This is a genomic window from Curtobacterium pusillum (assembly GCF_007673235.1).
In the GTDB taxonomy this organism is placed as follows: Bacteria; Actinomycetota; Actinomycetes; order Actinomycetales; family Microbacteriaceae; genus Curtobacterium; species Curtobacterium pusillum_C.
Genome location: NZ_VDZH01000007.1, coordinates 16,904 through 33,410, shown reverse-complemented (window position 1 = coordinate 33,410; position 16,507 = coordinate 16,904). Strand labels below are relative to the sequence as shown.

17 protein-coding genes are annotated in these 16,507 nt (G+C 71.7%); 6 read left to right on the top strand and 11 right to left on the bottom strand.

The features are described from left to right. Positions 1-6: 6 nt before the first annotated feature. The 5 genes from FS532_RS17020 to FS532_RS17000 form a co-directional block, all read right to left on the bottom strand. Entirely contained in the window at positions 7-582 is a 576-nt protein-coding gene (locus FS532_RS17020) for a GNAT family N-acetyltransferase (protein WP_144756953.1), read from the bottom strand. Positions 583-757: 175 nt separating this feature from the next. After that, the gene (locus FS532_RS17015) at positions 758-2,338 is read right to left on the bottom strand and encodes a dihydrolipoamide acetyltransferase family protein (protein ID WP_144756951.1); all 1,581 of its coding nucleotides are present in this window, start codon (positions 2,336-2,338) and stop codon (positions 758-760) included. Positions 2,339-2,378: 40 nt separating this feature from the next. Beyond that, positions 2,379-3,338 carry an alpha-ketoacid dehydrogenase subunit beta gene (locus FS532_RS17010; RefSeq protein WP_144757119.1) on the bottom strand — a complete coding sequence of 320 codons (960 nt, stop codon included), beginning with the start codon at positions 3,336-3,338 and terminating at the stop codon, positions 2,379-2,381. 86 nt (positions 3,339-3,424) lie between these two features. Next, complete coding sequence (locus FS532_RS17005; protein WP_144756949.1) at positions 3,425-4,561, bottom strand: thiamine pyrophosphate-dependent dehydrogenase E1 component subunit alpha; 1,137 nt, start codon at positions 4,559-4,561, stop codon at positions 3,425-3,427. A gap of 23 nt (positions 4,562-4,584) precedes the next feature. Next, positions 4,585-5,664, bottom strand: a complete 1,080-nt coding sequence (locus FS532_RS17000) for a histidinol-phosphate transaminase (RefSeq protein WP_144756947.1) — start codon at positions 5,662-5,664, stop codon at positions 4,585-4,587. Positions 5,665-5,714: 50 nt separating this feature from the next. Here FS532_RS17000 and FS532_RS16995 point away from each other — a divergent pair, with 50 nt between their 5' ends. The 3 genes from FS532_RS16995 (at position 5,715) to purB (ending at position 8,115) form a co-directional block, all read left to right on the top strand. Continuing rightward, positions 5,715-6,113 carry a phage holin family protein gene (locus FS532_RS16995; RefSeq protein ID WP_079237926.1) on the top strand — a complete coding sequence of 133 codons (399 nt, stop codon included), beginning with the start codon at positions 5,715-5,717 and terminating at the stop codon, positions 6,111-6,113. Positions 6,114-6,220: 107 nt separating this feature from the next. After that, the gene (locus tag FS532_RS16990; RefSeq protein WP_097181947.1) at positions 6,221-6,733 is read left to right on the top strand and encodes a low molecular weight protein-tyrosine-phosphatase; all 513 of its coding nucleotides are present in this window, start codon (positions 6,221-6,223) and stop codon (positions 6,731-6,733) included. Beyond that, the gene (gene purB / locus FS532_RS16985; protein WP_144756945.1) at positions 6,730-8,115 is read left to right on the top strand and encodes an adenylosuccinate lyase; all 1,386 of its coding nucleotides are present in this window, start codon (positions 6,730-6,732) and stop codon (positions 8,113-8,115) included. The genes FS532_RS16990 and purB overlap by 4 nt, the downstream gene beginning before the upstream one ends. A 73-nt stretch (positions 8,116-8,188) precedes the next feature. Here purB and FS532_RS16980 read toward each other — a convergent pair whose 3' ends face one another. After that, entirely contained in the window at positions 8,189-9,103 is a 915-nt protein-coding gene (locus tag FS532_RS16980; protein ID WP_144756943.1) for a LysR family transcriptional regulator, read from the bottom strand. Between the two features lie 72 nt (positions 9,104-9,175). Between FS532_RS16980 and FS532_RS16975 the strand changes: the two genes are divergently transcribed. Next, positions 9,176-10,117: an EamA family transporter gene (locus FS532_RS16975; RefSeq protein WP_144756941.1), complete on the top strand. Its 942-nt coding sequence runs from the start codon at positions 9,176-9,178 to the stop codon at positions 10,115-10,117. On the opposite strand, the gene FS532_RS16970 is transcribed toward FS532_RS16975, so the two are convergent. Both FS532_RS16970 and FS532_RS16965 read right to left on the bottom strand, forming a co-directional pair. Then, positions 10,086-11,063 carry an epimerase gene (locus tag FS532_RS16970; RefSeq protein WP_144756939.1) on the bottom strand — a complete coding sequence of 326 codons (978 nt, stop codon included), beginning with the start codon at positions 11,061-11,063 and terminating at the stop codon, positions 10,086-10,088. The genes FS532_RS16975 and FS532_RS16970 overlap by 32 nt on opposite strands. A 1-nt stretch (position 11,064) precedes the next feature. After that, positions 11,065-11,790: a DUF4166 domain-containing protein gene (locus FS532_RS16965; protein WP_260852795.1), complete on the bottom strand. Its 726-nt coding sequence runs from the start codon at positions 11,788-11,790 to the stop codon at positions 11,065-11,067. Between the two features lie 48 nt (positions 11,791-11,838). Here FS532_RS16965 and FS532_RS16960 point away from each other — a divergent pair, with 48 nt between their 5' ends. Beyond that, positions 11,839-12,747 carry a cation diffusion facilitator family transporter gene (locus tag FS532_RS16960; protein WP_144756937.1) on the top strand — a complete coding sequence of 303 codons (909 nt, stop codon included), beginning with the start codon at positions 11,839-11,841 and terminating at the stop codon, positions 12,745-12,747. Between the two features lie 220 nt (positions 12,748-12,967). Here the strand turns inward: FS532_RS16960 and FS532_RS16955 are convergent, their stop codons facing one another. Both FS532_RS16955 and FS532_RS16950 read right to left on the bottom strand, forming a co-directional pair. Beyond that, positions 12,968-13,579 carry a hypothetical protein gene (locus FS532_RS16955; protein ID WP_144756935.1) on the bottom strand — a complete coding sequence of 204 codons (612 nt, stop codon included), beginning with the start codon at positions 13,577-13,579 and terminating at the stop codon, positions 12,968-12,970. A gap of 55 nt (positions 13,580-13,634) precedes the next feature. Next, the gene (locus tag FS532_RS16950) at positions 13,635-14,891 is read right to left on the bottom strand and encodes an MFS transporter (protein ID WP_260852794.1); all 1,257 of its coding nucleotides are present in this window, start codon (positions 14,889-14,891) and stop codon (positions 13,635-13,637) included. Between the two features lie 81 nt (positions 14,892-14,972). Here FS532_RS16950 and FS532_RS16945 point away from each other — a divergent pair, with 81 nt between their 5' ends. After that, the gene (locus tag FS532_RS16945) at positions 14,973-15,851 is read left to right on the top strand and encodes a LysR family transcriptional regulator (RefSeq protein ID WP_186322107.1); all 879 of its coding nucleotides are present in this window, start codon (positions 14,973-14,975) and stop codon (positions 15,849-15,851) included. 116 nt (positions 15,852-15,967) lie between these two features. Here the strand turns inward: FS532_RS16945 and FS532_RS16940 are convergent. After that, the coding region (locus tag FS532_RS16940) for a hypothetical protein (RefSeq protein ID WP_186322106.1) at positions 15,968-16,507 on the bottom strand (540 nt) is incomplete at its 5' end.

The window sequence follows — 16,507 nt, the reverse complement described above, 5'->3', positions numbered from 1 at the left end:
GGGAACTCAGGCGTTGGCGACGAGCCAGGCCCGCTGCGTCCGTGAGAGCGCCCGGTCTGCCCACACCTGACGCTCGACACCGGTCGGCAGCGTGGCGGACGTCGATCCCTGCCACACGAGCGACAATCCTGCCCGCTCGAGCACCGCGGCCGACGCCGGGTTGTTCGTGAGCACCCGACCCGTGATCGGGACATCGGGTGCGACCTCGTGCGCAGCGCCGACGGCGGCACGGGCGATCTCCGTCGCGTAGCCGTTGCCCCACGCCGAAGGTGCCAGCCGGTACCCGAGGTTCCACACCCCGGCGGCGGTCATGTCGACACCGCCGACCCCGAGGAACGCGTGGTCCGCAGCCGAGCGCACCGCCCACGACCCGAGGCCGTGACGAGCGCGACCACCGATCTTGCGCTGGACGAGGTCCACGGTCGACGCCCGCACCGTGTGCCGACCGGCGGGCAGGTGGGTCCACGTCCGGGCGTCGGAGAACACGTCGTGCACGTCGTCGATGTCGGCGGGGGTCAGCGGGGTGAGCAGGAGGCGATCCGTTCGGATCTCCTGCGAGGGCATCAGGAGCTGGTGGACCATGCGTCGATCATCCCGCCGCCCACCGACATCCGGGTGAACGGCGCGCGAACGGGCGCGAGTCGTGCGGGAGGACGGCGTTCAGCGAGCAGAAATGGTCGGGTCGCGTGACCCGACTCGACCATTGCTGTTCACTGAACGCAAGCGGACGGGCGCGCCCGAACGCACGCGGCGCCCGCTAGTCGAGCAGCAGCGCCGGCTCCTCGAGCACCGACGCCACGTCGTGCACGAAGCGCGACGCCACGTCACCGTCGACGACCCGGTGGTCGAACGAGGCGCCGATCGTGGTCACCATGCGGGACCGGACCTCACCGTCGACGACCCACGGCTTCGCCTTGATCGTGCCCATCGCCACGATCGCGACCTCGCCCGGGTTGAGGATCGGGGTTCCGGTGTCCATGCCGAACACGCCGATGTTCGTGATCGACACCGTGCCGTTCGCCATCTGCGCCGGCGTCGTCTTGCCGTCGCGGGCCGTCAGGGTGAGCTGCTCGAGGGCCTGGGCGAGTTCGAGCAGGGACATGTCCTGCGCGTCCTTGATGTTCGGCACGATGAGCCCGCGCGGGGTGGCCGCGGCGATGCCGAGGTTCACGAAGTGGTGCACGATGATCTCGCGGTCGGTCCACGTCGAGTTCACCGAGCGGTTGCGGCGGACGGCCCAGATGACGGCCTTCGCGACGAGGAGCAGCGGCGAGACCTTCACGCCGGCGAACGTCGGCGAGGACTTCAGGCGCTTGACGAACTCCATCGTGCGGGTCGCGTCGACGTCGACGAACAGCGACACGTGCGGCGCGGTGAACGCCGAGGTGGTCATCGCGGTCGCGATCGCCTTGCGGACGCCCTTGACCGGGATCGTCTCGCTGCGGACGTCGCCCCACTCCGGCGTCTCGATGTTGCGGAAGACGCTGGCCTGCTTCGCGTGCCGGATGACGTCGTCGCGGGTGACCTCACCCGCGAGTCCGGTCGCCACGATCTCGGTCAGTTCGACGCCGAGGTCCTTCGCGAGCTTCCGGATCGGCGGCTTCGCGAGGACGTTGGTCGCGGTGGTCTGCTTGCGCCCGGACCCGGACCCGAGCGCGCTGATGGCCTCGGCGGTGCTCTCCTCGCCGGGATCGGTGGCGGCTTCGGCCGCAGCAGCGGCATCCGCACTGGAGGCACGGTTCGCCTCCGCCGCGAGGGCTGCGGCCCGGCGGGCGCCCGGCTTCCGACGGGACGGGGACGAGGTCGCGGAGCCGTAGCCGACGAGGACGGCGCCGGAGGACTCGTCCGTCCCGACGACGGAGGCGCCGTCGGCGACCGGCTGCGCCGGCGCTGCAGCAGCAGCGGGTGCCGGAGCAGCGGCGGGTGCCGGAGCAGCGACCGGTGCGGGCGCTGCCGGGGTCTGCGCGACCGGAGCCGCGGGTGCGGGCGGTGCTGGCGGGGTGGCCGTGACGTCCGGCGAGGCCGGGACGCTGTCGGCGACTGGGGCCGCGCCTCCAGGCTGAGACGAGGTGACGGGCGCACCCGACGCGACCGACGCGTCGGAGTCGACCCGGATGATCGGCTTGCCGACCTCGACGGTGTCGCCCTCGGACACGAGGAGTCCGGTGACGGTGCCCGCGAACGGCGACGGCAGCTCGACCAGGGACTTCGCGGTCTCGATCTCGACGAGCACCTGGTCGACGGCGATCTCGTCCCCGATCGCGACGCGCCACTGCACGATCTCGGCCTCGGTCAGGCCTTCGCCCACGTCGGGCAGGGGGAATTCGGCGGCGGCCACGTCGGCTCCTTCGGCGTTCGGGTCGAGCTCGGTCAGGGTGTCAGTAGGCGAGGGCGCGGTCGACGGCCTCGAGGACGCGGTCGGCGTCCGGCAGGTGCAGGTGCTCCAGCTTGGAGACCGGGAACGGGATGTCGAACCCGGAGACCCGCAGTGGCGGCGCCTGCATCGTGTAGAAGCACTGCTCCGCGACGGTCGCGGCGATCTCGCTGCCGACGCTCACGAATCCGGAGGCCTCCTGCGCGATGACGAGGCGACCGGTCTTCCGGACCGACGCGAGCAGCGGCTCCCAGTCGATCGGCGAGATCGAGCGGAGGTCGATGACCTCGCAGCTGGTGCCCTCGGACTCGGCGAGCTCGGCGGCCTGCATGAGGGTGGCGACCATCGCACCATGGCCGACGAGGGTGACCTCGGTGCCGGTGCGGGCGACGCGGGTGGTGTGCATCGGCACGTGGCCGTCGACCAGGTCCACCTGGCCCTTCGGCCAGTAGCGGGACTTCGGTTCGAGGAAGACGACCGGGTCCTTCGAGGCGATCGCCTCCTGGATCATCCAGTACGCGTCGTTCGGCGTGCTCGGGCTCACCACGCGGAGGCCCGGCGTGTGCGCGAAGTACGCCTCCGGCGACTCCTGGTGGTGCTCCACGGCGCCGATGTGGCCGCCGTAGGGGATCCGGATGACGACCGGCAGCGACATGTGCGCCGGCAGGCGATTCGCCATCTTCGCGAGCTGCGACGTGATCTGGTCGAAGCCGGGCCAGACGAACCCGTCGAACTGGATCTCGACGACCGGGCGGTAGCCGCGCAGGGCGAGTCCGATCGCGGTGCCGATGATGCCGGCCTCGGCGAGCGGGGTGTCCCGCACGCGCTCGGGGCCGAAGCGGTCCTGCAGGCCCTCGGTGATGCGGAAGACACCGCCGAGCTGGCCGATGTCCTCGCCCATCAGCAGGACCTTGTCGTCCGCCTGCATCGCGGCGGCGAGCCCGGCGTTGAGCGCCTTGGCCATCGGGAGGGTCGGGGTGGGGTCGCTCGGGACCTCGCCGGCGCCCGGGTGGGAGCGCAGCGTGTAGTCGAAGAGCTGCTCGGTGGTGCTCATGCGTGGGCGCCCCCTTCGTAGCCGGCCTCGTACCGTTCGAGCCATGCCTTCTGCTCGGCGATCAGCGGATGCGGCTCGCGGTACACGTTGTCGAACATGACGTCCACCGACGGCGCCGTCAGGGCCACCGTGCGACGTCGGACGTCGGCGGCGATGTCCTCGCCCTCCTCGTCGAACGCGGCGAACTGCGCGTCGGTGGCACCCTTCGAGCGCAGGTACGCCTCGGAGCGGGTGATCGGGTCGCGGCGGACCCAGTCCTCGAGCTCACCGTCGGCGCGGTAGCGGCTCGGGTCGTCCGAACTCGTGTGCGCGCCGATGCGGTACGTGTCGGCCTCGATGAACGCCGGACCCTGGCCGCTGCGGGCGTGGTCGGTGGCGACGACGGAGGCCGTGTACGACGCGAGGATGTCGTTGCCGTCGATGAGGACGCTCGGGATGCCGAAGCCGCGGGGGCGGTCGACGAGCGGCGTCGGCGACTGCACCGACACCGGCACCGAGATCGCCCAGTGGTTGTTCTGCAGGAAGAAGACGACCGGGGCCTTGGTCGAGGCCGAGAACACGTACGCCTCGTTCACGTCGCCCTGGCTGGTGGCGCCGTCGCCGAAGTACACGATCGAGCACGCGTCGCGGTCAGGGTCCCCCGTGCCCACGTCGCCGTCGAGCTTCTGCCCGAGGGCGTAGCCGGTGGCGTGCAGCGTCTGCGAGCCGATCACGAGCGTGGAGATGTGCGTGTTGCCGCGCTCGTCCGGGTCCCAACCGCCGTGCGTCTGCCCGCGGTACATCGCGATGATCTCCATCGGCTCGACGCCGCGGTGCATCGTGACCGCGTGCTCGCGGTAGGAGGGGAAGACGTGGTCCTGGGCGCGCAGGGCGAAGGCGGAGCCGGTCTGCGCGGCTTCCTGCCCGTGGCTCGGGACCCAGAGGCCGAGCTGCCCGGTGCGCTGGAGGTTGTGACCGGCGTGGTCGAACCGACGGGTGAGGACCATGCGGCGGTGCATCGCCAGCAGGGTCTCGTCCGGGATCGCTCGCGCGGCGGCGGCGAACTCGGCGTTCTCGTCGGTCTCCACGAACCGGCCCTCGGGGTCGAGGAGCCGGACGGTGGTCGTCGCGGGGGCCGCGGCGCGGAATGACATGCGGGCCAGCGTAGCGGCAGCGACTACCGGGCCGCCTGGAGGTCCCCCACAAGCGAGCGTGCTGTTTCGAGGAGTGTTCCCACAGCCTCGTGCTCGCCGATGGAGATGCGGATGCCCTCGTTCCCGAAGGCACGGACGATGATCCCCGCCTGCTCGAAGCGCTCCGCGGCGTGCGCGGTCAACTCGCCCGTGGGTAGCCACACGAAGTTGCCCTGCGCGTCGGGCACGTCCCAGCCCTGTTCCCGCAACGACGTCACGATGCGGTCGCGCAGGGCGGCGATCTCGGAGACCCGCGCGAGCAGCTCGGACTCGCGTTCGAGGCTGGCGAGCGCCGCGGCCTGTCCCTGCGCCGTGACCGAGAGCGGGATCGCGCAGGCACGGACGGCGTCGAGCACGTACGCCGGGCCGAGGGCGTACCCGACGCGGAGGCCGGCGAGCCCGTACGCCTTCGAGAACGTGCGGAGGACGACGAGGTTCGGGTACTGCTCGAGCAGCGGGGCACCGCGGACGGCGGTCGGCTCGGTGACGAACTCGGCGTACGCCTCGTCGAGGACGACCAGCACGGACGACGGCACCCGCGCCATGAACGCCTCGAACTCGGTGCCGGTGACGACCGGGCCGGTCGGGTTGTTCGGCGTGCAGACGATGACCATGCGGGTGCGCTCGGTGACGGCGGCGGCCATCGCGTCGAGGTCGTGCCCGCCGTCGGCCCGGTTCGGCACCTGCACGCTCGTGGCGCCGGCGACCGTGACGACGCCCGGGTACGCCTCGAAGGAGCGCCAGGCGTAGACGATCTCGTCGCCGGGGCCGGAGGTGGCCTTCGCGAGCTCGTGCAGGATCGCGACGCTGCCCGGGGCGACGTGGACCTCGTCGACGGTGGTGCCGAAGCGGTTCGCGAGCACGGCGCGCACGGCGAGGGCGGTCGCGTCGGGGTAGCGGTTGAACGCCGTCTGCGCCTGCACGGCCTCGACCACGCCGGGCAGCGGCGGGAACGGGTTCTCGTTGCTCGACAGCTTGAAGGCGTCGGCGGCCGCCTGGCGTCCCTGCTTGTAGGCGGGGAGGACAGCGATCTCCGGCCGGATGTGCACGCGCTCGTCAGTCACCGCACCAGGTTACCGGCCCGTCCCCGGTCGCTGGAGGGCATCATGGGTGCATGCGATTCCTCGTCCGCCTCGTCGTCAACGCCGTCGCGCTCTGGCTCACCACGCTCATCGTGAGCGGCGTCTCGGTCACCCCGTTCGGCGACGGCGGCACCACGGCCACCGTGCTGACCTACCTGCTCGTGGCCTTCGTGTTCGGCCTCGTCAACGCGGTCATCGGCACGCTCATCAGGATCGTGGCGTTCCCGATCTACATCCTGACGCTCGGGCTCATCTCGTTCGTCGTCAACGCGATCCTGCTGCTCATCGTCGCGGGGATCTCGGACGCCTTCGGCTTCGGGCTGAACGTCGAGTCGTTCGGGTGGGGGATCGTGGGCGCCTTCGTGCTCGCCGTGTTCGCGTGGCTGATCGGGCTCTTCGTGCGTCCGGTGCTCAACCGCCAGCGCGCGTGACGCGGGCTGACGACGCGACCGGCACCGCGCCTCCCGGCCTGACGACGGACCGGCTGACGGACGCGACGCCCGTCGCGGACGCGCCCTCGCTGCGTCATGATGTCCCCATGACCACGGACGCCGGCGCCCCCTTCCGGGTCTCGTTCGTCTGCAGTGGCAACATCTGCCGCTCCCCCATGGCCGGCATCGTCTTCGCCCAGCTGGCGGCCGACGCCGGCATGTCCGACCGGTTCCAGGTCGAGTCCGCCGGCACCGGCGACTGGCACGTCGGCGAACCCGCCGACGAGCGCACGATCGCAGCCCTCGCCGCACGCGGATACGATGGCAGCAGGCATCGCGCCCGTCAGTTCGACCCGGACCGGTTCCCGGACCTCGACCTGGTGGTCGCACTCGACCGCTCCCACGAACGCATCCTGCGCTCGTGGGCACCGACCATGGACGACGCCGCGAAGGTGACGCTCCTGTTGCGGTACGACGACGCCTGGCCCCAGCAGACCGACGTACCGGATCCGTACTACGCGGACCGGCACGAGTTCGACCGAGTGCTCTCGACCGTCGAACGGGCCTGCCGGGCGCTCTTCCGCCAACTCGAACCGGCAGTCCGTCAGGGAGCCCCATGACCCCCCTTCCCCCGCAGCCGATCAGCCCGCTCGACGGGCGCTACTACCCGATCGTGCACACTGTGGGCGAGCACCTCTCCGAGGCCGGCCTCAACCGCGCACGCATCGTGGTCGAGGTCGAGTGGCTCATCTTCCTGACCGACCACGCGATGTTCACCACCTCGCCGCTGAGCGTCGACGACAAGGCCGCGCTCCGGCAGGTCGTCGAGACCTTCGGGCAGGCGCAGATCGCCGAACTCGCCGAGATCGAGGCCACGACCCGTCACGACGTCAAGGCCGTCGAGTACTTCGTGCGCCGTCGTCTGTCGGAGCTCGGGCTCGACTCGATCGCGGAGCTCACCCACTTCGCCGCGACGAGCGAGGACGTCAACAACCTGTCGTACGCGCTCACCGTGCGGGACACCGTCGACCAGGTCTGGCTCCCGGCGTTCAAGGCCGTGCTGACGGTGCTGCGCGGGATGGCCGAGGAGCTCAAGAGCGTCCCGATGCTGTCCCACACGCACGGGCAGCCGGCGACGCCGACGACGCTCGGCAAGGAACTCGCGGTGGTCGTGTACCGCCTCGAGCGCGTGCTGGCCCAGATCGAGGGCGGCGAGTACCTCGGCAAGTTCTCCGGCGCGACCGGCACCTTCTCGGCGCACCTCGCCGCGGACCCGGAAGCCGACTGGCCGACGCTGTCCCGCGAGTTCGTCGAGGGGCTCGGGCTCACCTGGAACCCGCTCACCACGCAGATCGAGTCGCACGACTGGCAGGCCGAGCTGTACGACCGGGTGCGCCACGCGAACCGGATCCTGCACAACCTCGCGACCGACGTGTGGACCTACATCTCGATGGGGTACTTCACGCAGATCCCGGTGGCGGGTGCCACGGGGTCGTCGACGATGCCGCACAAGATCAACCCGATCCGGTTCGAGAACGCGGAGGCGAACCTCGAGATCTCGTCGGCGCTGTTCTCCACCCTCTCCGAGACCCTGGTCACGAGCCGACTGCAGCGTGACCTCACCGACTCCACCACGCAGCGGAACATCGGCGTCGCGTTCGGGCACTCGCTGCTCGCGCTCGACAACCTGCGCCGCGGCCTGGGCGAGATCGCCGTGAACGAGGTCCGCCTCGCCGAGGACCTCGACCACAACTGGGAGGTGCTCGCCGAGGCGATCCAGACGGTCATCCGTGCCGAGGTCACCGCTGGTCAGTCGAACATCGAGGACCCGTACGCGATGCTCAAGGAGCTCACGCGCGGCAAGCGCATCGGGCAGGCGGAGCTCGTCGCGTTCGTGAACGGGCTGGACATCTCGTCCGGTGCGAAGGCGCGGCTGACGAACCTCACGCCGGCGACCTACACGGGCCTCGCGGACGAGCTGGTCGACCACCTCGACGTCTGACGCGGCGCGCGTCGCGCCGGGCCGCAGGTCGGACTGGAGGCACGGGTCGCGCCCCGCGCGTCGGCCCGCCACCTCAGGTGGTGACGTCCAGGGCCTCGGCGACCAGCGCCTCCAGGACGCTGCGGACCGCAGGTCGGACCGCACGGTCCGGCCGGACGAGCGCCTCGATCCGGCGACCCGCGCGGACGTCCGCGAGCTCCGCCAGGTGGAACCGACCAGGGGCGCGCGTTCCGGAGGTGTACCGCGGCACGAGTGCGACACCGTGCCCCGCCGCCACGAGGTTCTCGATCACCGGCAGGTGGATCGTCCGGAACCCGACGCTCGGCGGGGTGTCCGTCGCGGCCGCCATCGCCGTGAGGACCCGGTCGATCGGGTAGCCCACCGGCACCCCGATCCACGACTCCCCCACGACGTCGTCGATCCGGACGCGCTCGCGGGACGCCAGCCGGTGGTCGAGCGGGAGGGCCACGTCGAGCGGTTCCCGCAGGAGCGGGACGGTCTCGAGCGCTTCCCGTCCGGCGGGCGGGGCCCCGTCCGGCCGGTGCCCGATCACGACGTCGTGGTCGGCGGCGAGCGGGCCGAACTCGTCCTCGCTGACGTCCACGTCCACCAGCACGAGTTCGATCCCGGGGTGCTCGCGCATCCTGGTCAGCAGCCCCGGCAGCAGGAGCTCGGCGGCTGACGGGAAGACCGCGAGGTCGACGCGGCCGCCCGCTCCCCCGAGGTGTTCCCGCCAGGCGGCGTCCACGGTGGCGATCGCCGTCGCGACCCCGCCGGCCAGGCCCGCGAGGACCCGCCCGTGCTCGGTCAGCCGCACACCTCGGCCGACGCGTTCGACCAGGACGACTCCGACCTGGCGCTGGAGCGTCTGGAGCTGCTGCGACACGGCGCTCGGCGTCCGGTGGGTGGCCTCGGCGACGGCGGTGACGCTGCCGCGTTCGCCGAGTTCGCGGAGCACGGCGAGCAGCTGCACGTCGAAGTCGACCATGCAGGGACCCTACAACGTCGGTTCGGAACTCTTCGCTGGTGCTGCACGGTCCGGGTGCGCCACGATCGACCCGTGCGTACCCGTGACCGTCTCCTCGCCGTGGTCGTCGCCGTCGTCTGGGGACTCAACTTCCCCGCGACGGCGTTGGCGCTCGAGCACTTCCCGCCGTTCCTGCTCGCGGCGCTGCGGTTCACGCTGCTCGCCGTGCCGACCGTGTTGCTCGTCCCGCGCCCGAAGATCCCGTTCGGGCGCCTGCTGCTCGTCGGTTTCGGGCTCGGGGTGCTGCAGTTCGCGTTCCTGTACCTGAGCATGGCGTCGGGCATGCCGTCCGGGCTCGCCTCGCTCGTGCTGCAAGCCTCGGCGCCGTTCACGGTCGTGCTCGCCGGGGTGTTCCTGCGCGAGCGGCTCACCGGGCGGCAGGTGATCGGTGTGACGATCGCGGTGTGCGCGCTCGCCGCGATCGCCGTGCACCGGGCCCAGGCAGCGGCACTGCTGCCCGTCGTGCTCGCGCTCTGCGGGGCGCTCGGCTGGGCGATCGGCAACGTCGCGACCCGGCGTGCCGGAGCGCCGAACCCGCTGCACCTGACGCTCTGGTGGTCGATCGTGCCGCCGATCCCGATGGCCGTGCTGTCGTTCGTCGTCGAGGGGCCGTCGCGCATCGGGGACGCGCTCGGGACGGCGTTCACCGCGGAGGCCCTGCCCGCCGACCTCGGGCTGCTCTACATCGTGCTCGTCGCAACCCTGGTCGGCTACGGCATCTGGTCACGACTGCTCGCGACCTACCCGTCGAGCACCGTCGCGCCGTTCTCGATGCTCGTGCCCGTGGTGGGCGTGCTCGCGTCGTGGGTGGCGTTCGGCGAGGTCCCGGACGCGGTGGAGATCGCGGCCGGCGTGGTCATCGTCGCGGCGGTGCTCTGGTCGTCGCGCGCGGCTCGACCCCGACCGCTGCCGGTCACCACCGCCGGCCTCCCGGTCCCGGTGCTCAGCCCCGGTGCTGGCGACGCTCGGCGATGATCCCGGCGAGCGCGCCGCGCAGGTGCGGGTAGCGGAACTCGTACCCGGCCTCGACCAGGCGCGTCGGCACCACCCACCGGCTCTTCAGCACGAGCTCGGTCTCGGTGCGGATCGCGAACGACCCGATCTCGAGCATCCACCGCCAGGTCGGGATCCCGAACCGGCGTCCGACGGCGTCCCGGATGGTGGCCATCACGGTGCGGTTGTCCGACGGGTTCGGACTCGACACGTTCACGGCGCCGTCGATGTCCTCGTGGTCGCGCACGAACCGGATCGCCCCGATGACGTCGGCGATGTGCACCCAGCTGAACCGCTGCCGGCCGCGGGTGTGCCGGTCGTGGTGGTACGTGCCCGCCCGGAGCCGGGAGCGCGTCGGGAACCACGGGCCGTCGTACTGCGGGCCGCCGAGCCCCGCTTGCGCGAGCCGCAGCAGGGGGACGAGGGCGCTGCCGTCGCCGAACACGATCGCCATCCGGAGCGCGACCCGTCGGGTGTGTGGGAGGTCGACGGCGTACAGGGCGTCCTCCCACGCCTTCGCCACGGACACCGAGAACCCCTCGCCGAGCTCGCCCGTGCGCTCGTCCTGTGGGCGGTCGTCGGCGTGCCGGTAGATCGTCGCGGTGGAGGCGTTCACCCACAGCGGCGGCGGGTGCTCACTCGTGCGGATCGCCTCGGCGAGTTCGAGGGTGGTGTCGACCCGGGAGCGGATGATCTCCGCCCGGTTGCGGGGCCCGTACCGGCAGTTGACGCTCTTGCCGGCCATGTTCACGACGAGCGCGGCGCCGTCCACGAGTTCGCGGATGCGCATCGTGTTGCCCCACACGGCGTCGCCGGTGCGGCCGATCGTGACGACGTCGTAGCCCTCGTCGCGGAGGGCGTCCTGCAGGTACTGCCCGACGAAGCCGCTCGCCCCCGCGATCACGGCGCGGCCCTTCCGGTCGCTCATCTCATCCCCGTTCTGTGTCCGGCGCGATCTCGTACCGGAACGCCCCCTCGTACCGGTACAGCGTGCCGAGCACCGGGGCCGAGAGCACCAGGGACACGCGCTGCAGCTCGGCATCGTCATCGAATCGTTCCGTGAGCGTCACGCGTGGTGCGATCAGTGCCGGGAGGCGCACCTCGCGTCCCAGCGCACGGAACGTCACGCGCGTGGAGACCAAGCGCAGGGCGCCCGCGTCCGGACCGAGCGCGTCGACCTCCGTCCGGAGCAGGGCGCTGACGCGCCCACGGCGACCGAGGTGGTCGACGAGCCCCTCCGGCTCGGCGGTGATGGCGTCCACCATCGTGCGGACTCCGGAGCGGAAGCGGAAGGTGCGGTGCGCGCGGACGGCGACACTCCCCACCCGCTCGGCCGTCCCGCCGCTCCGCGACGCGCCGGTACCGGCGGGCGTGGGCCCAGCCTCCGGGCTGGCCGACCCGCGATGGACGCGAGCCGGGCGGTTCTCGACGGCGAAGGGGACGTCCCGCTCCCAGACCGGGAACATGACGGCGTCGCGGGCGAACCAGGCGAGCATCGGCCAGAGCCAGCGGCGGGGCGTGCCGACCACGTCGAAGACGCCCTCGCCGCGGCCGACCTGACCGGGCGGGATCGGGCCGAAGTACGTGCGCAGCCGCGGGTGCAGGCGGGCGAGGACGTCCGGCGAGACGCTCAACTCGTAGGGTGACCGGGTCACACTCCCGATCCTGGCATGTCGTCGGTGGAGGTCCCTACGATGTTGCGCATGGGACACGACCACGGGCACGGGCACGCGTCCGAGCGAGCGCTGCTCATCGCCTTCTGCATCTCGGCGGGGATCCTGCTCGCCGAGGTCGTCGGCGCGGTCGTCACCGGGTCGCTCGCCCTGCTCGTCGACGCGGGCCACATGGTCGTCGACACGGGTGGGCTCGGCATCGGACTCGTCGCCACGCGGCTCGCCCGGCGCAGTCCGACGGCGCAGCGCACGTGGGGCTTCCAGCGGGCCGAGGTCCTCGGGGCCACGGCGCAGGCGGCCATCCTGCTCGCGGTCGGCGTCTACGTGATCATCTCGGCGATCCAGCGGCTGTTCGTGCCGGCCGAGATCCACTCCGGGCCGCTACTCGTCTTCGGGATCATCGGTCTCGTCGGCAACCTCGTGGCGTACGCGGTGCTGCTGCGGGCATCCGGCGAGGGCTTCACGTCACGCGCCGCCCGACTCGAGGTCCTCAACGACACGCTCGGCTCCGTCGCCGTCATCGCCGCGGCCGTCGTCCTCATGCTGACCGGCTGGGAACGGGCGGACTCGGTCGCGGCGATCCTGATCGGGTTGCTCATCCTGCCGCGTGCGATCCGGCTGCTGCGCGAGACCGCCAACGTGCTGCTCGAATCGACGCCGCCCGGGCTCGACCTCGACGCGGTGCGCGGGCACATCCTCGAGCTCGACCACGTCATCGCCGTGCACGACCTGCACGCGACACTCGTGGCGACCGGTGTCCCGAACCTCACGGCGCACGTGGTGGTCGACGACGAGTGCTTCTCGACAGCGCACGCACCGAGGATCCTCGACGACCTGCAGCAGTGCGTGGCGGAGCACTTCGACGTCCCCGTGGAGCACTCGACGTTCCAGCTCGAGCCCGCGTCCCACCGCCGGCACGAGCACGAGGTGCACGCGTAGGTCCTTCGGTCGGGCCGGGTGTCGCGTGCCGACCCGGGTGTCGAGGTGCCGACTCGGGTGTCGCGGTGCCGACTCGGAACGACAGCGTCGACGTCGTACGACAGCGGTCTCGTCGCAATCCGGCCCGTGCAACATCCCGCGCCCGCGACGAACGACTTCTCCGATGTCGTACGACGTCGGAGATGTCGTACTGCGTCAGCGGCGAGCCGGGGAGCGCCGGTCAGCAGCCGTCGTCGCGCGTCGGGTACGCCGTGATGACGCGGTCCGTGGTGGACGACACGATGACCTTCACGAACGGTTCGTCACCGGGACGCGAGCCGTCGTCGAACTGCGCTGGTGCCGAGTAGCAGACCTTGCCGTCGCCGGCGTCCTGCGGGTACCCCGTGCGCGGTGTCTCGAGCACGGTCTGCACGGCGGTGAGCATCGCGTCGTCCCAGTCGCGGGAGCCGTGCCCCGTGACGACGTCCTGCCAGTCCTGGGTGTGGCGGACGCGGATGTGCTCGTAGCCCTGGCCGGAGTTCCCGCACTGCAGGACCACGGTGCCGAGCGCGGCGGTGTCGTACTGTGCGACGGTCTGCCGGCTGCCCGTGTCGCAGCGGTCGAGGACTGCGTCACCCGGCAGGTCCGGCCCCGTGCGGGTGATCGTCACGGTGCCGTCAGTGGCCGTGCCCTCGCCTGCGGTCGCACTGGGTGTGATGGTGACGGCCGTGCCACCGATCACCGGGTCGTCGGCACCGCGCTGTGCGGTCAGCGCGACGCCGCCCGCGACGAGGCCGGCGGCCAGCACGGCCGCGACCCCGGCGATGACGGAACGGTTGCGCTTCTGGGACACGCGCCCAGTATGCCGGACCGGTGTCGCGCCTCCAGGCGGTCACGTAGCGGGCCCGCTACGCGCGCGCGGCCAGCCGGCTCCCGGCGACGACCGCCAGGACGATGACGAACACGACGTACCCGAGCAGCACCGGCAGGGTCGGCAGCACGAGCAGCGCAGCACCGACGGCCACGACCGGCACCGTGAGCCCGGCGTAGGCGATGAGGAACGTGGCGGCGAGGACACCACCCCGACCGGAAGGCTCGACGAGCGCCCCGGCACTCCCGATCGCGGCACGGAACAGCAGCCCCACACCGGCGCCGGCGATCACCCCGCCACCGATGAACCCGGCGACCTGCAGCAGAACGGCCGCCACCGCGAGGATCACGAGCCCGCCGACGAGGAGCACCATGCCGAGCCGGATCTGCGCACGCTGCGCGAGCCGGGCGAACACGATCTGCGACACCGCACTCGCGGCGAACACCCCGAAGGTCGTCGCCCCGGCGGCCAATCTGTCGGTCACGTGGAAGGTCGTCCCGAGGAACGTCGGCGCGACCGAGGTGAAGAGACCCTGCACCGCCAGCGCGGCGAACGCGGCGGTGCCGGCGGCCCAGAACGCGGCACCCTTGCCCTCCGGTGCCTGCAGCCGCTGCGGCCGGTAGGCGACCGGCGACGACGGACGATCGACGGTCTCGGGCGCCGCGAGCACCACGGCGAACGCGACGACGAGGGCGACGACGAACACGACGTACGGCACCATGAGCGGCTGTCCGACGAACTCGGCCAGGGCACCGCCGACGAGCGCGCCGAGGGACAGCCCGCCGAGGTTCACGACACCCGCGACGACCCCGGCACCGGCTGCCGATGACGGGGACCCGGTCGCGCGGACCCGGAGCTCCCCGAGGTGCGCGGTCGCCGTGGCCGTCAGCAGTCCGACACCGAGTCCCGTGACGAGCCGCGCGACGATGAGCCCGCTGACGTCGTTCCAGAGGAGGAACAGCACGGCGGCCACGAGCTCGAGAGCGATCGACACGAGGATGAGGGGCCGGCGTCCGTGCACGTCGCTGAGGTGTCCGGCGAGGTACAGCGCCGCGACGACGCCCACGCCGTACGCCGCGAACACCACGGTCGTCGTGAACGTCGGGAAGCCGTCCCGCGCCTGGTAGATCACGTAGAGCGGGGCGGGGACGGTCGCGAAGGCCATCACCGAGAGGAACGCGAAGGCCACGGCCCAGAAGCCGAAGCCGTGTCGCCGACGGGTGTGCGGACGGCGGCCGCGGGGAGCCTCGGCCACGGGTTCGACGGTGTGCGACGGGGCGGTGAGAGTGGACATGCTCCGATGGTGCCGCCGTCGGAGCATCGAGTCCAACGGATTCTCTTGATGGAACACATCGATCCGGTCGATACTCGGAGTATGGAGACCCGCCTGCTCGAACAGTTCGTGACCGTCGCGGCGGAGGGCAGCGTCACCCGCGCCGCCGAACGGCTCTGGGCGGCGCAGTCGACCGTGTCGGCCGGCATCGCGTCACTCGAGCGGAGCCTCAGCGTCCGGCTGTTCGACCGCACCGGGCGGCACCTCGTGCTCACCACCGCCGGCGAGGACCTCCTGCCGCACGCCCGTTCCGTGCTGGAGTCCCTCGACCGGATGCGGGACCTGGCGACCGTCTCCGACGCCGAGCTCCGCGGCCGGGTCCGGCTCGGCATCTTCACGAGCATGGACATCGTCGACCTCACCGGGGTCCTCCGTCGGTTCCGGCAGCGCCACCCGCTCGTCGCCGTCGAGCTCATGACGTCGCCGTCCGGGACGACCGGACTCGTGCAGGACCTGGTGGCCGGGCGGCTCGACATCGCCTACACGGGGCTGCCGGGGATCCCGACGGGCGTCGTGGTCGAACCGCTGCGGGAGATGCCGTTCCGGGTGTTCCTGTCCGCCGACCACCCCCTCGCCGACCGCAGTTCGGTGTCGCTGGCGGACCTCGCCGAGGAACCGTTCATCGACACGGCGCACGGCTTCGGCAACCGGATCATCCTCGACACGGCACTCGAGCGGCTCGGCATCCGGCGGCGCATCGTCGCGGAGATGAACGACATGCCCGCGGTGGTGCGGTTCGCGTCGGCCGGCCTCGGGGTGGGTGTCGTCCCGGACTCGGGCGTCCGGCACGACGGCGTCGTGCTCGAACTCGAGGACGAGGTGGAGCCGCTGCGGATCGGCCTCGCGACGCGGACGAGCCCGGAGCCGAACCGCGCGGTCCGGACGCTGGCCCGCGACATCGTCGCGGCCCGCGTCGTGTGAGGTTCCCCACCGACGGACTGGCGCACACGCTCAGCGGCGACGCGAAGCGTTGCGCGGGTGCGCCGACCGAGCCTGCGAGGGAGGTCGGGTCGCCCCCGCCACACGCCTCCGGGCCGTCAGTCCCCCCAGATCGTCTCGCTCAACGAACCGAGCAGGTTGTCGGTCGGGACGTTCGTCTGGTCGATGACGATCCACGTGGTGTCGCGGACGTAGTAGGTGTACGCCTTCTCGACGCCGTACCCCTCGAGCGTCGAGCGGGACTGGCAGAAGGTTCCCGGGCCTCGCGTCACACAGGTGCCGCCCCCGTCGAAGTCCGGGAACATCTGCACAGCCTCGGCCAGCTGGGCCGGCGATCCGGAACCGATCTGGATCGATATCCCGGAGATGTCCGCGCGCGGATCTTGCCAGACACACGAGAGCGACGTCGAGCCGAGGTCCGATTTGGGCGCATCGACGCCAGGGGTCGTCTCGGTCACCGGGGTCTCGCCGAACAGCCGGTCGTAGTCCGAGGCGGGGACGATGGACCGGCAGTCGGTGGGGATCGTAGCGACCTGCTTCGGGGTCGGCGTGGACCGGGGGACCGGTGTTGCGGTGATCGGGGCGGACGTCGGCGTCGTGGCGGACGGCGCCGGCTCGGGCTGCTGGCTCTGCGTCGG